The organism is Pseudomonas sp. BTN1 (assembly GCF_001907715.1).
GTDB lineage: Bacteria > Pseudomonadota > Gammaproteobacteria > Pseudomonadales > Pseudomonadaceae > Aquipseudomonas > Aquipseudomonas paracarnis.
Window position 1 is genome coordinate 103,804 of the sequence record NZ_MPBM01000018.1, and the last position, 13,937, is coordinate 117,740.

The 13,937-nt window shown below is 61.3% G+C and carries 11 protein-coding genes and 1 pseudogene; 9 read left to right on the plus strand and 3 right to left on the minus strand.

The features are described from left to right. Positions 1 to 4: 4 nt before the first annotated feature. The 9 genes from murD (at position 5) to lpxC (ending at position 10,473) form a co-directional block, all read left to right on the plus strand. On the plus strand, positions 5 to 1,351 hold the full coding sequence (gene murD / locus BMH52_RS07360) for a UDP-N-acetylmuramoyl-L-alanine--D-glutamate ligase (RefSeq protein ID WP_073843275.1): 1,347 nt from the start codon (positions 5 to 7) through the stop codon (positions 1,349 to 1,351). Beyond that, the gene (ftsW, locus tag BMH52_RS07365; RefSeq protein WP_003188673.1) at positions 1,348 to 2,571 is read left to right on the plus strand and encodes a putative lipid II flippase FtsW; all 1,224 of its coding nucleotides are present in this window, start codon (positions 1,348 to 1,350) and stop codon (positions 2,569 to 2,571) included. The genes murD and ftsW overlap by 4 nt, the downstream gene beginning before the upstream one ends. Beyond that, a complete protein-coding gene (murG, locus tag BMH52_RS07370) occupies positions 2,561 to 3,631 on the plus strand; it encodes an undecaprenyldiphospho-muramoylpentapeptide beta-N-acetylglucosaminyltransferase (protein WP_073843276.1) in 1,071 nt (356 codons plus the stop codon). The genes ftsW and murG overlap by 11 nt, the downstream gene beginning before the upstream one ends. Then, the gene (murC, locus tag BMH52_RS07375) at positions 3,624 to 5,072 is read left to right on the plus strand and encodes a UDP-N-acetylmuramate--L-alanine ligase (RefSeq protein ID WP_003188677.1); all 1,449 of its coding nucleotides are present in this window, start codon (positions 3,624 to 3,626) and stop codon (positions 5,070 to 5,072) included. Before murG ends, murC begins: the two co-directional genes overlap by 8 nt. Beyond that, positions 5,069 to 6,025, plus strand: a complete 957-nt coding sequence (locus tag BMH52_RS07380) for a D-alanine--D-alanine ligase (protein ID WP_014716974.1) — start codon at positions 5,069 to 5,071, stop codon at positions 6,023 to 6,025. Before murC ends, BMH52_RS07380 begins: the two co-directional genes overlap by 4 nt. A gap of 4 nt (positions 6,026 to 6,029) precedes the next feature. Next, positions 6,030 to 6,899, plus strand: coding sequence for a cell division protein FtsQ/DivIB (locus tag BMH52_RS07385; protein ID WP_032893516.1), 870 nt, complete (start codon positions 6,030 to 6,032; stop codon positions 6,897 to 6,899). 15 nt (positions 6,900 to 6,914) lie between these two features. Then, positions 6,915 to 8,177: a cell division protein FtsA gene (ftsA, locus tag BMH52_RS07390; RefSeq protein WP_014716976.1), complete on the plus strand. Its 1,263-nt coding sequence runs from the start codon at positions 6,915 to 6,917 to the stop codon at positions 8,175 to 8,177. A gap of 75 nt (positions 8,178 to 8,252) precedes the next feature. Next, a complete protein-coding gene (ftsZ, locus tag BMH52_RS07395) occupies positions 8,253 to 9,449 on the plus strand; it encodes a cell division protein FtsZ (protein ID WP_060766552.1) in 1,197 nt (398 codons plus the stop codon). A 112-nt stretch (positions 9,450 to 9,561) separates the two neighbouring features. Further along, on the plus strand, positions 9,562 to 10,473 hold the full coding sequence (gene lpxC / locus BMH52_RS07400; RefSeq protein WP_003171886.1) for a UDP-3-O-acyl-N-acetylglucosamine deacetylase: 912 nt from the start codon (positions 9,562 to 9,564) through the stop codon (positions 10,471 to 10,473). A 73-nt stretch (positions 10,474 to 10,546) separates the two neighbouring features. On the opposite strand, the pseudogene BMH52_RS29525 reads toward lpxC, so the two are convergent. The 3 genes and pseudogenes from BMH52_RS29525 to BMH52_RS07410 form a co-directional block, all read right to left on the minus strand. After that, positions 10,547 to 10,633 (minus strand): annotated as a pseudogene (locus tag BMH52_RS29525) (outer membrane lipoprotein carrier protein LolA); the annotation flags it as partial. A gap of 8 nt (positions 10,634 to 10,641) precedes the next feature. Continuing rightward, positions 10,642 to 12,138, minus strand: coding sequence for a diguanylate cyclase (locus BMH52_RS07405; protein ID WP_073843279.1), 1,497 nt, complete (start codon positions 12,136 to 12,138; stop codon positions 10,642 to 10,644). Positions 12,139 to 12,240: 102 nt separating this feature from the next. Next, positions 12,241 to 13,563 carry an OprD family porin gene (locus tag BMH52_RS07410; protein WP_019816942.1) on the minus strand — a complete coding sequence of 441 codons (1,323 nt, stop codon included), beginning with the start codon at positions 13,561 to 13,563 and terminating at the stop codon, positions 12,241 to 12,243. Positions 13,564 to 13,937 lie beyond the last annotated feature (374 nt).

Below are 13,937 nucleotides of genomic sequence, written 5' to 3' on the forward strand. Positions count from 1 at the left end.
ACGAGTGTCCCTGATCGCTTCAGACCACTTCCGCATCGTTGTCGGCCTCGGCAAGAGCGGCATGTCCCTGGTTCGCTTCCTGGCGAACCGGGGCACGTCGTTTGCCGTGGCCGATACGCGGGAAAATCCACCGGAGCTGGTCACGCTGCGCCGTGACTACCCGCACGTGGAAGTGCGTTGTGGCGAGCTGGATGTCGAGTTTCTGTGCCGTGCCGACGAGCTCTACGTGAGCCCGGGCCTGGCCCTGGCGACACCGGCCCTGCAAGCGGCTGCGGCCCGTGGCGTGAAGCTGTCTGGCGATATCGACCTGTTCGCACGCAACGCGAAGGCGCCGATCGTGGCCATCAGCGGTTCCAACGCAAAAAGCACCGTCACCACTCTGGTCGGCGAGATGGCGGCTGCGGCGGGCAAGCGTGTGGCCGTCGGCGGCAATCTTGGCGTGCCGGCACTGGATTTGCTCAGCGACGACGTCGAGTTGTACGTGATGGAGTTGTCGAGCTTCCAGCTGGAAACCACCCACGACCTGGGCGCTGAAGTGGCGACGGTATTGAACGTCAGCGAAGACCATATGGACCGCTACAGCGGCCTGCCGGCTTATCACCTGGCCAAGCACCGGATCTTCCGTGGCGCCAAGCAATTTGTCGTCAACCGTCAGGATGCCCTGAGCCGTCCGCTGATAGGCGAGGGCATGCCTTGCTGGACCTTCGGCCTGGGCAAACCGGACTTCAAAGGCTTCGGCATTCGTGAAGAGAGCGGCGAGAAGTACCTGGCGTTCGAATTCCAGAACCTGATGCCGGTACGCGAACTGAAAATCCGTGGCGCACACAACCAGTCCAATGCCCTGGCGGCCTTGGCGCTCGGTCACGCGGTTGGCCTGCCGTTCGACGCCATGCTCGCGAGCCTGCGCACCTTTGCCGGGCTTGAGCATCGCTGCCAGTGGGTGCGCGACCTCAATGACGTCAGCTATTACAACGACTCCAAAGCCACCAATGTCGGTGCAGCCCTGGCGGCCATCGAAGGCCTGGGGGCCGATATCGACGGCAAGCTGGTGCTGATCGCCGGTGGTGATGGCAAGGGGGCCGACTTCAAGGACCTCAAAGCTCCAGTGGCCGCCCATTGCCGCGCCGTGGTGCTGATGGGCCGCGATTCGGACCTGATCGCCGCCGCCCTCGGTGACGCTGTACCGCAAGTACGCGCAGCTTCCCTGGACGACGCCATTGCCCAGTGCAAAGCCCTGGCCCAGCCTGGCGATGCGGTGTTGCTGTCGCCCGCGTGCGCCAGCTTCGACATGTTCAAGAACTATGAAGAGCGCGGCCAACTGTTCGCCCGCGCCGTGGAGGCTTTGGCATGAGCCTCAACCTGAGAAACATCATCAAGCCATACCCGTCGCCGATCATTACCGGGCGCGGCATCGACCTCGATTTCCCGATGCTCGCCGGTTGCCTGGCGCTGCTCGGCCTGGGCCTGGTGATGATCACTTCGGCGTCCTCCGAAGTGGCCGCCGTGCAGTCGGGCAACACGCTGTACATGATGATCCGCCACCTGGTGTACCTGGTGATCGGCCTGGGCGCCTGCATCGTCACCATGATGATTCCGATTGCCACCTGGCAGCGTCTGGGTTGGCTGATGCTGATCGGTGCGTTCGGCTTGCTGGTCATGGTGATCGTGCCCGGCATCGGCCGCGAGGTGAACGGTTCGATGCGCTGGATCGGCTTCGGCGCGTTCAACGTGCAGCCGTCGGAAATTGCCAAAGTGTTCGTGGTGATCTACCTCGCCGGTTACCTGGTGCGCCGTCAGAAAGAAGTACGCGAAAGCTGGATGGGCTTCTTCAAGCCGTTCATCGTGCTGCTGCCCATGGCTGGCCTATTGCTGATGGAGCCCGACTTCGGGGCCACGGTGGTGATGATGGGCGCCGCCGCCGCGATGCTGTTCCTGGGTGGTGTCGGGCTGTTCCGCTTCACCTTGATGGTGGTGCTGGCCGTCGCGGCGGTGACCATCCTGGTGCAGGCGCAACCCTACCGGATGGCGCGTTTGATCACCTTTACCGACCCCTGGTCCGACCAGTTCGGCTCCGGCTACCAGTTGACCCAGGCGCTGATTGCCTTCGGTCGCGGCGAGTGGCTGGGTGTGGGCCTGGGCAACAGTGTGCAGAAGCAGTTCTACCTGCCGGAAGCCCACACCGACTTCGTGTTCTCGGTATTGGCCGAAGAGTTGGGTGTGGTGGGTTCGCTGTGCACCGTGGCACTGTTTGTATTCGTCTGCGTGCGCGCCATGTACATCGGCTTGTGGGCCGAGAAGGCCAAGCAGTTCTTCGCCGCCTACGTGGCCTATGGGTTGGCTTTCCTGTGGATCGGCCAGTTCCTGATCAACATCGGCGTGAACGTCGGCCTGCTGCCGACCAAGGGCCTGACCTTGCCGTTCCTCAGTTACGGCGGCAGTTCGTTGGTGATTTGCTGCGCCTGTCTCGGTTTGTTGCTGCGTATCGAGTGGGAGAGTCGCACCCACCTGGGCAGCGAAGAGATGGAGTTCAGCGAGAGCGACTTCGCCGAGGAGCCGACCCATGGGCGCTAACGTGCTGATCATGGCGGGCGGCACCGGGGGCCATGTGTTCCCGGCCCTGGCTTGCGCCCGTGAATTCCAGAACCGTGGCTACACCGTGCACTGGCTGGGTACGCCCCGTGGCATCGAAAACGAATTGGTGCCCAATGCCGGCTTGCCGCTGCATTTGATCAACGTCACCGGCCTGCGTGGCAAGAGCAAGTTGTCATTGCTCAAGGCACCGTTCGTGTTGCTCAAGGCGGTCATGCAGGCGCGCAGTATCATTCGCGAGTTGAAGCCGGTGTGTGTACTCGGCTTTGGCGGTTATGTGACCGGCCCTGGTGGTGTTGCGGCGAAACTCGCGGGTGTGCCGGTGATCGTTCACGAACAGAACGCCGTCGCCGGTACTGCCAACCGTCTGCTAGTGCCGTTGGCTGCGCGGGTGTGTGAAGCCTTCCCGAAAACCTTCGCCGCCTCCGACAAGCTTCGCACCACCGGTAACCCGGTGCGTACCGAACTGTTCATGGCCATTGCGCGTGACGCGCTGGCGGGGCGCAAGGCTCACCTGCTGATCCTGGGCGGAAGCCTGGGCGCCGAGCCGCTGAATAAATTGCTGCCTGAAGCCGTTGCGCAACTTCCTGAGGATGTGCGCCCGGAGATCTTCCACCAGGCCGGCAAGAACCACGATGAAGTCACCGCCGCGCGTTATCGCGAGGCCGGTGTAGAGGCCAATGTACAGCCCTTCATCAAAGACATGGCCCAAGCCTATGGCTGGGCCGACCTGGTGGTCTGCCGCGCTGGTGCGCTGACCGTCAGTGAACTGGCGGCCGCCGGTCTGCCGTCCTTGCTGGTGCCTTTGCCCCACGCCATCGACGATCACCAGACCCGCAACGCCGAATATTTGGCCGGGGAGGGCGCTGCCTTCCTGCTGCCGCAAAGAACGACTGGCGCCGCCGATTTGGCCGCACGCCTGACCGAGGTTTTGATGCAACCGGAACGACTCAACAGCATGGCGAGCACCGCAAGCCGCCTGGCCAAACCTGACGCAACCCGCACCGTGGTCGATATCTGCCTGGAGGTGGCCCATGGTTGAGAATCAGAAAGCCATGCCGCAACCCGAGATGCGCCGCATCCGTCGTATTCACTTCGTCGGTATCGGTGGCGTGGGCATGTGCGGGATTGCCGAAGTGTTGCTGAACCTGGGCTACCAGGTGTCCGGCTCGGACTTGAAAGAGTCGCCGGTCACCGAGCGCCTGAAGTCCTTTGGCGCACAGATCTTCATCGGCCACCGTGCCGAGAACGCCGCCGAGGCTGACGTGCTGGTGGTGTCCAGCGCCGTGAACACCTCCAACCCGGAAGTGGCCACCGCCCTTGAGCGCCGTATCCCTGTGGTGCCGCGTGCCGAAATGCTCGCCGAGCTGATGCGCTATCGCCACGGCATCGCCGTGGCCGGTACCCATGGCAAGACCACCACCACCAGCCTGATCGCCTCGGTGTTCGCCGCCGGTGGCCTGGACCCGACCTTCGTCATCGGTGGCCGCCTGAATGCAGCTGGCACCAATGCCCAGCTGGGCACCAGTCGCTACCTGATCGCCGAAGCCGATGAAAGTGACGCAAGCTTCCTGCACTTGCAACCGCTGGTCGCCGTCGTCACCAACATCGACGAAGACCACATGGCGACCTACGACGGCGACTTCAACAAGTTGAAGAAAACCTTCGTCGACTTCCTGCACAACCTGCCGTTCTATGGGTTGGCGGTGGTGTGCCTGGACGACCCGGTGGTGCGTGAAATCCTGCCCCAGGTCAAACGCCCTACCGTGACCTACGGCTTCAGCGAAGACGCCGACGTGCGCGCAATCAATGTGCGCCAGGAAGGCATGCAAACCTTCTTCACCGTGCTGCGCCCCGATCGCGAGCCGCTGGACGTGTCGGTGAACATGCCGGGCAACCACAACGTGCTGAACTCTTTGGCGACCATCTGCATTGCCACCGATGAAGGCGTCAGCGATGAAGCCATCGTCGAGGGCCTGTCGCGCTTTGCCGGTGTGGGCCGTCGCTTCCAGGTCTACGGCCAACTGCCGGTTGAAGGTGGTGACGTGATGCTGGTGGACGACTACGGCCACCACCCGACCGAAGTTGCGGCCGTTATCAAGGCCGTGCGCGGCGGCTGGCCGGAGCGCCGGCTGGTGATGGTGTACCAGCCGCACCGCTACAGCCGCACCCGTGACCTGTACGACGATTTCGTCAATGTACTGGCCGATGCCAACGTGCTGCTGCTGATGGAAGTCTACCCGGCCGGTGAAGAACCGATCCCGGGCGCTGACAGCCGCAAGCTGTGCAACAGCATCCGCCAGCGCGGCCAGTTGGACCCGATCTACATCGAGCGTGGCGTGGACCTGGCGCCTATCGTCAAGCCGCTGCTGCGCGCCGGCGACATCCTGCTGTGCCAGGGCGCCGGTGATATCGGTGGCCTTGCGCCCAAGTTGCTGGCGAGCCCGCTGTTTGCAGCCGCCGCCAAGGGGAAGTCGAAATGACCACTGATTACGGCTCCCTGTTTTCCACCCTTGCGCCTGCCGACTTCGGTCGCGTGGCCGTGTTGTTCGGCGGCAAGAGCGCTGAGCGCGAAGTGTCGCTCAAGTCCGGCAATGCGGTGCTTGAGGCGCTGCAAAGTGCTGGCGTGAATGCCTTCGGTATCGATGTGGGCGATGACTTCCTTGCCCGTCTGCAGGCTGAAAAAATCGACCGCGCCTTTCTCATTCTTCACGGCCGCGGCGGTGAGGACGGCAGCATGCAGGGCCTGCTCGAATGCGCCGGCATCCCTTACACCGGCAGCGGCATCCTCGCATCGGCCTTGGCGATGGACAAGTTGCGCACCAAGCAGGTGTGGCACAGCCTGGGCATTCCGACCCCACGTCACGCCGTACTGTGCAGTGAAGACGATTGTATTTCTGCGGCCAAGGAACTGGGCCTGCCTTTGATCGTCAAACCAGCCCATGAAGGCTCCAGTATCGGCATGGCCAAAGTGAACTCGGCCGCCGAATTGATCGACGCATGGAAAGCGGCAAGTACCTACGATTCGCAAGTGTTGGTGGAACAGTGGATTTCCGGTCCCGAGTACACCATCGCCACCCTGCGTGGCCAGGTATTGCCGCCCATCGCTTTGGGCACGCCCCACACCTTTTATGACTACGACGCCAAGTACCTGGCTTCCGATACTCAGTACCGGATCCCATGCGGCCTCGAAGCAACCAAGGAACAAGAATTGATGGACCTCACGGCGAAAGCCTGTGAGGCGCTGGGTATCGCCGGTTGGGCGCGGGCAGACGTGATGCAGGATGACCAAGGGAATTTCTGGTTCCTTGAAGTCAACACCGCACCGGGCATGACCGATCACAGCCTGGTTCCCATGGCTGCCCGTGCCGCCGGTCTGGATTTCCAGCAGTTAGTGCTGGCGATCCTGGCCGACAGCATTGAGCCAAGAGGCTAAACACATGAACGGCGCATCGCTTCGTCATCAGCCCCCACAAGCACCGAGCCGCAAGCCGGTGCCACGGGGTGCAAGCCGAATGGTGGCTAAAGAGCCGATGTCTTCGCGCCTGCCAAAAGCCAACTTTGGTTTTATCAAGGCGCTGTTCTGGCCGGTGCTGCTGGTGGTGCTGGGCTTTGGCACGTACGAAGGCGCGCAGCGTCTGTTGCCGTATGCCGACCGGCCGATCACCAAGATCAGCGTGCAGGGCGACTTGAGCTACATCAGCCAGCAAGCGGTACAGCAGCGCATCGGCCCATACCTGGCGGCGAGCTTCTTTACCATCGACCTGGCTGGCATGCGCTCGGAGCTGGAACAGATGCCGTGGATCGCCCACGCCGAAGTTCGCCGTGTATGGCCGGACCAGGTCACGATCCGCCTGGAAGAACAACTGCCCGTGGCCCGTTGGGGCGATGAAGCGCTGTTGAACAACCAGGGCCAGGCGTTCACCCCGCGTGAGCTGGCCAACTATGAACACCTGCCGCAGCTGTTCGGGCCGCAGCGGGCGCAGCAGCAAGTGATGCAGCAGTACCAGGCCTTGAGCCAGATGCTGCGGCCACTGGGCTTCTCCATTGCACGCCTGGAATTGCGTGAGCGGGGCAGCTGGTTTTTGACGACCGGGGCAGGCAGTTCCGGCCCGGGCATCGAGTTGTTGCTGGGACGCGACCGCTTGGTGGAAAAGATGCGCCGCTTTATTGCCATCTATGAAAAAACCTTGAAAGAACAGATTACGAACATTGCGAGCGTCGACCTGCGTTACGCCAACGGCCTGGCCGTCGGCTGGCGTACACCGGCTGCGCCCACGGCAGCACAACCCGCTGTCGCGAAGAATTAAGAAGAGGCAGGACCCATGGCAAACGTGCAAAGCGGCAAAATGATCGTCGGTCTCGATATCGGCACCTCCAAGGTGGTGGCGCTGGTGGGCGAGGTCGGGGAAGACGGCGCGATCGAAATCGTCGGTATTGGCACGCATCCGTCCCGGGGCCTGAAGAAGGGCGTGGTGGTGAACATCGAGTCCACCGTGCAGTCGATCCAGCGCGCCATCGAAGAAGCGCAGCTGATGGCCGGTTGCCGGATTCACTCGGCGTTCGTCGGCGTGGCAGGCAACCACATCCGTAGCCTGAACTCCCACGGCATCGTGGCGATCCGCGACCGTGAAGTCAGCTCGGCCGACCTTGAGCGCGTCCTCGACGCCGCCCAGGCCGTGGCGATCCCGGCGGACCAGCGCGTGCTGCACACCCTGCCGCAGGACTACGTGATCGACAACCAGGAAGGCGTGCGCGAGCCCCTGGGCATGTCGGGCGTTCGCCTGGAGGCCAAGGTCCACGTGGTGACCTGCGCCGTCAACGCCGCACAGAACATTGAAAAATGCGTGCGCCGCTGCGGCCTGGAAATCGACGACATCATTCTCGAGCAGTTGGCCTCGGCCTACTCGGTACTGACCGACGACGAAAAAGAGCTGGGCGTGTGCCTGGTGGACATCGGCGGCGGCACCACCGACATCGCGATCTTCACCGAGGGTGCGATTCGTCACACCGCCGTGATCCCGATTGCCGGCGACCAGGTCACCAACGACATCGCCATGGCGTTGCGCACACCGACCCAGTACGCCGAAGAAATCAAGATCCGCTACGCCTGCGCCCTGGCCAAGCTGGCCGGTGCCGGTGAGACCATCAAGGTGCCAAGCGTGGGTGATCGTCCACCCCGCGAGCTGTCGCGCCAGGCCCTGGCCGAAGTGGTCGAGCCACGCTACGACGAGCTGTTCACCCTGATTCAGGCTGAACTGCGCCGCAGCGGCTACGAAGATTTGATCCCGGCCGGCATCGTGCTGACCGGTGGTACCTCGAAGATGGAAGGCGCGGTCGAGTTGGCCGAAGAGATCTTCCACATGCCGGTGCGCCTGGGCGTGCCCCATGGCGTGAAGGGCCTGGGCGACGTGGTGCGCAACCCGATTTATTCCACCGGTGTGGGCTTGCTGTTGTACGGGCTGCAAAAGCAGACCGACGGCATTTCCCTGTCGGGCCCGAGCATCCGTGACAGCTACCGCAGCGATGACGATGAGAAAGCGCCGCTGCTGGACCGGATCAAAAGCTGGGTACAAGGCAATTTCTAAAGATTTACCGCGACACCGCAACACCCGCAGCAAGCAGTAGGCGAAAAAACTAGAGAAAATGAAAGGAGAGGGAACATGTTCGAACTCGTAGACAACATCCCCGCTAGCCCGGTTATCAAAGTAATCGGTGTCGGCGGTGGCGGCGGCAACGCTGTCAACCACATGGTCAAGAGCAACATTGAAGGCGTTGAGTTCATCTGCGCCAACACTGATGCCCAGGCGCTCAAAAGCATCGGCGCGCGGACCATCCTGCAATTGGGCACCGCGGTGACCAAAGGCCTCGGCGCTGGCGCCAATCCGGAAGTCGGCCGTCAAGCCGCCCTGGAAGACCGCGAGCGTATTGCCGAAGTGCTGCAAGGCACCAACATGGTGTTCATCACCACCGGCATGGGCGGCGGTACCGGTACCGGTGCTGCACCGATCATTGCCGAAGTGGCCAAGGAAATGGGGATTCTGACCGTTGCTGTCGTGACGCGTCCGTTCCCGTTCGAAGGCCGCAAGCGCATGCAGATCGCCGACGAAGGTATCCGTCTGCTGTCTGAAAGCGTCGACTCGTTGATCACCATCCCCAACGAGAAACTGCTGACCATCCTGGGCAAGGACGCAAGCCTGCTGTCTGCGTTCGCCAAGGCTGACGATGTACTGGCCGGTGCCGTTCGCGGTATCTCCGACATCATCAAGCGTCCGGGCATGATCAACGTCGACTTTGCCGACGTTCGTACGGTCATGAGCGAAATGGGCATGGCGATGATGGGCACTGGCTGCGCCAGCGGTCCGAACCGTGCACGCGAGGCCACCGAAGCGGCCATCCGCAACCCGTTGCTCGAAGACGTGAACCTGCAAGGCGCACGCGGCATCCTGGTGAACATCACCGCCGGTCCCGACCTGTCCCTGGGTGAGTACTCCGACGTGGGTAGCATCATCGAAGCCTTCGCGTCCGAGCACGCCATGGTCAAGGTGGGTACCGTTATCGATCCGGACATGCGCGACGAACTGCATGTAACCGTGGTTGCGACCGGCCTGGGTGCGAAAATCGAGAAGCCTGTAAAGGTCATCGACAACACCCTGCACACTAGCCAGGCCAGCCAGGCAACTGCTGTCCCAGCCCCTGCTCGCCAGGAACTGCCGTCGGTGAACTACCGTGACCTGGACCGTCCGACCGTGATGCGCAACCAGGCTCAGGCCGGTGCTGCGGCGTCCCGTAGCCCGAATCCGCAAGATGACCTGGACTACCTGGACATCCCGGCATTCCTGCGTCGTCAGGCCGATTAATGGAATGTATCAGGGCTATGAAGGTGATTGGTGTTCAGCAAAGGTCTGGTCTGTTATTATCGCCAGCCTTTGTTGATACCAGTTCGCAATTTGCGCTGAAGCGGTCCAAGCCATGATTAAACAACGCACCCTGAAGAATATTATCCGTGCCACAGGTGTAGGTCTGCACTCCGGGGAGAAGGTATACCTGACCCTCAAGCCCGCACCTGTCGACACCGGCATCGTGTTTGTTCGTGCCGACCTGGACCCTGTGGTGCAGATTCCTGCTCGCGCGGAAAACGTTGGCGAAACCACGATGTCGACCACTCTGGTCAACGGTGACGTCAAAGTGGACACGGTGGAGCACTTGCTCTCGGCCATGGCTGGCCTGGGCATCGATAACGCCTACGTCGAGCTCTCCGCGTCCGAAGTCCCGATCATGGATGGCAGCGCTGGACCCTTCGTATTCTTGATTCAATCTGCCGGCCTGGAAGAACAGGACGCAGCCAAGAAGTTCATTCGCATTCTGCGGGAAGTGACAGTAGAAGACGGCGACAAGCGCGCCACCTTCGTCCCGTTCGAAGGCTTTAAAGTGAGCTTTGAGATCGATTTCGATCACCCGGTATTCCGTGACCGCACCCAAAGTGCAAGCGTGGATTTTTCCAGCACTTCGTTTGTAAAAGAAGTCAGCCGCGCCCGTACCTTTGGTTTCATGAGTGACATCGAGTACCTGCGCAAGCACAACCTCGCACTCGGCGGCAGCGTGGAAAACGCCATCGTGGTCGACGCGGATGGTGTACTGAACGAAGACGGCCTTCGCTACGAAGACGAATTCGTGAAGCACAAGATCCTCGATGCAATCGGTGACCTCTACCTGCTGGGCAATAGCCTGATAGGCGAGTTCAAAGGCTTCAAGTCGGGCCACGCCCTTAACAACCAGCTGCTGCGCAAGTTGATTGAGCAGACAGACGCTTGGGAAGTCGTGACCTTCGAAGATGCCAGCACCGCACCGATCTCTTACATGCGTCCCGTTGCGGCGGTGTAAGTAACAACTCTCTTTCTTTAGTTTTGAAAGGCTGCCTTCGGGTGGCCTTTTTTTATGTCCGACGTTTGCCCCCTGTAGGAGCGAGCTTGCTCGCGAAAAACCTGAGAGCACCCTGCGCATTCAGGAATCCCTCGTTATCGTTGACGTTCTTCGCGAGCAAGCTCGCTCCTACAGGGGGTGGGTTGTGGCATCCATTGTCCGGTTACGGCCGCTGTGCTTGGCCTGGTACAACGCCTGGTCAGCCTTGAGCAGCAGGTCTTCAAGGGAAATGCGGCTGTGCTTCTGCCAGGTACTCAGGCCGATGCTCACCGTGATCGGTTGTTCATCCCCGGCCATTCGCGGCAAATGCTGGACCCCCTCGCGGATATGCTCGGCGATCACCCAAGCTCCCCTGGCGTTGGTGTTGGGCAACACCAACGCAAATTCCTCACCGCCATAACGCGCCGCCAGGTCGGCAGGGCGGCGGATATGGCTGGCGATCACCTGCGCGACTGCGCGCAACGCCTCATCGCCGCCCTGGTGGCCGTGGCGGTCGTTGAAGGCCTTGAAGTGGTCCACATCGATCATCAGCACACTCAACGACTCGATGGAGCGTTGTGCCCGATCCCATTCCAGCCGCAAGCGTTCGTCCAGCGTGCGGCGGTTGGCCAGGCCGGTAAGGGCGTCGGTGGCTGCCAGTTCTGACAGCACCTGTTCGGCGCGATGGCGACGGCGCAGCTCCATGCACAGTGCCCAGGTCAGCCACAACAGGCCCACGCACAACACTCCGGTCGCGATGCTGACCAGCCACGCCGCACGTCGCCAGGGGGCGAACATTTCATTGCTGGACAAGGCCACTGCCACGATCAGCGGCAAGTTGCCCACATTCGAAAAACTGTAGAGCCGTGCCTGGCGATCGACACTGGAGATACTTTGGAAGCTGCCGTCCCGTTCGCGCAGCATGCGCGCCACATTCGGGCGCTGGCTCAGGTCCTTGTCGACGATATCTGCTTCCAGCAGAGGCTCTTGCGCCAGCAGGATGCCTTGGTGGTTGAGCAGGTTGATGGTGCTGTTGCTGCCGATGTTCAAGCTGCTGAATAACTGATGAAAGTACGACAGGCGCATGGACGCGACCGCCACTCCCAGGAAGCGCCCATCCGGTGACGAAACGCGACGGCTGAACGCGATGCGCCAGGGGTCGGCACACTGGCAGCGCGCCATGAACGGACGGCTGATATACAGGCCCAGGTCGGGGTTGGTGCGGTGCGCCCGAAAGTAGTCCCGGTCGGCAAAGTTACCCAGTTTGGGCGTGAGCAGGGAGGAATCGGCAATCACCTCGCCAGCCGGGTCCAACAGCAGGATATCGCCCTTGTAGGGCGCCGCTGCGGAACGATCGAACAGCACCAAATGACGGATGCTCTCTGAAACGTCTTGCAGGTCGGTGCGCTCGGTGGCGCTGATCAAGCCTTTGAGGGCCATGTCGTAAAGTTCGACATTGCGCAGCACGTCAGCGTCGATCAATTGAGTGATGGTGTTGGCGGTGCGCTTGGCCGTCTGCAGGGTGTTGGCATGTTCACGAATCAGCAGCGCAGTGACGACCCCCACGATCAGCAACACCGTGAGGGTGCTGCCCAGGATCAGCAGGCGCTCCGGGCGGCGGTTGGGGCGGGTAGGGCTTGAACTCATCGGGCACACTTCTGCATTGAGAATGCCCTTAGCGTAGTAGCAACTCTTAAATATGGCGCAAAGCCAACCTGTAGGAGCGAGCAAGCTCGCTCCTACCTGTAATCAGAACACATTGATCGGGTAGTCCACGATCACACGGTATTCATCCACATCCCGGTCCACCGCCGAGTAGCCATTGCTGCCGCGATTGGTCGCCCATTGCAGGCGCACGGCCAAGTCCTTGGCCTTGCCGCCCTGCACCACATATTTCAGGTCGATATCGCGCTCCCAGTGCTTGGCATCCTTGCCATCGGCGCTGTACCAGTTGCTGTAGCCGCGACTGTTGGGGTCGACCTTGGTCAGGTCGGTCTTGCCGCTGATGTAGGACACGGCGGACGTCAGGCCGGGCACGCCGAGGCCGGCAAAGTCGTAGGCGTACTTGAGCTTCCAGGAGCGCTCATTGGGCCCGTTGAAATCCGAGTACTGCTGGGAGTTGTCCAGGTACACGCTGTCGCCCTGGGTGATGTAATCGAACGGCGTGTTGCCATTGACCCGCTGATAAGTCGCTGTGACGCTGTGGTTACCCACGCCCACGGTGAAATGCAGGCTGTAGGTGTTGTTGTCGATATCCCCCAGCAGCGATTGACCGGTGTCCTGGGTATGGTAGTAGTGCAGGCCGGGCGTCAGGCTGACCAGGTCGTTCAGGGCGTAGGTGTATTCCAGGTCGTAGTAATACTGGTGCCAGACGTCCTTGAGCTCGGACGCGTACAGGTTGCTGGTCAGCCCCTCGATCCCGCTGAACGACACGCCAGCCCAGTCCAGGTGCTGGCTGTCGGTGTTGGCGGGCAGCGTGCCGTAGCTGGTACCAATACGCCGATGGCCGCTCTGGTTATAGAGCTTGGTGAAACTGGCCTGGCCACCTTCGAACATCCAGCCGTCAAAGCTGTGGTTGGTCAGGCTCACGCCACGGAAAGTCTGCGGCAACATGCGTGTCATGCCGCCGGCGATCACCGGGTTGTTGAGGAACAGGTCGCCGGCTTTCAGTTCGGTGTCGAAGGCGCGCAGCTTCAAGGTGCCGCCAGCCGTCGAGAACGAACCCGGCGCTTTGCCGTTGCCGCTGCCATACGGAAGGATGCTGGAACCATCCGTACCGCCACCGCCGTCGAGCTTGAGGCCGAACATGGCATTGACGTCCAGGCCGAAACCGACGGTGCCCTGGGTGTAGCCGGATTCGAAGGTGCCGATAAAGCCCTGGCCCCACTCCTTGCTGTCATCGGTATGAATATCGCGCCGGTCGCGGTTCATGTAGTAGTTGCGGGTGTTGATCGTGAGGTGTGAACCCTCGACGAAGCCTTCGACGGGCGGTGCGTCTGCCGCGTGGGCAAGCGGGATGATCGTTGCTGCGATTGCGAGGAATAACGGGGTGAATGTCAGCGAGTTCTTCACCGGTGGAGCTCCTTTGGTCAATCATGAACGGCCAGTGTCGTGGGGTGTGCCCGGCCTTTTTTCACGGCAAAAAAAAGCCGCTGAAGTCAGCGGCTTTAAGACAGATTCCCAGTGTAGAGCCCTGGAAATAAGTCGAGGGAAATTCGGGTGAGTGGTCAGCTGTCTTTGCCGTCGCGCTCATCGATGCGTCAAAGTAACGCAGGGGAGCGGTGCGATACAGAGTGTAACAAGATAATAACTATTGCCCAAATCGCAACAGTTCGGATGTACGTCGATCTAAATGTGGGAGCGGGCTTGCTCGCGAATTCAGTGTGTCAGTTACAGATATATTGACTGACACACCGAATTCGCGAGCAAGCCCGCTCCCACATGTG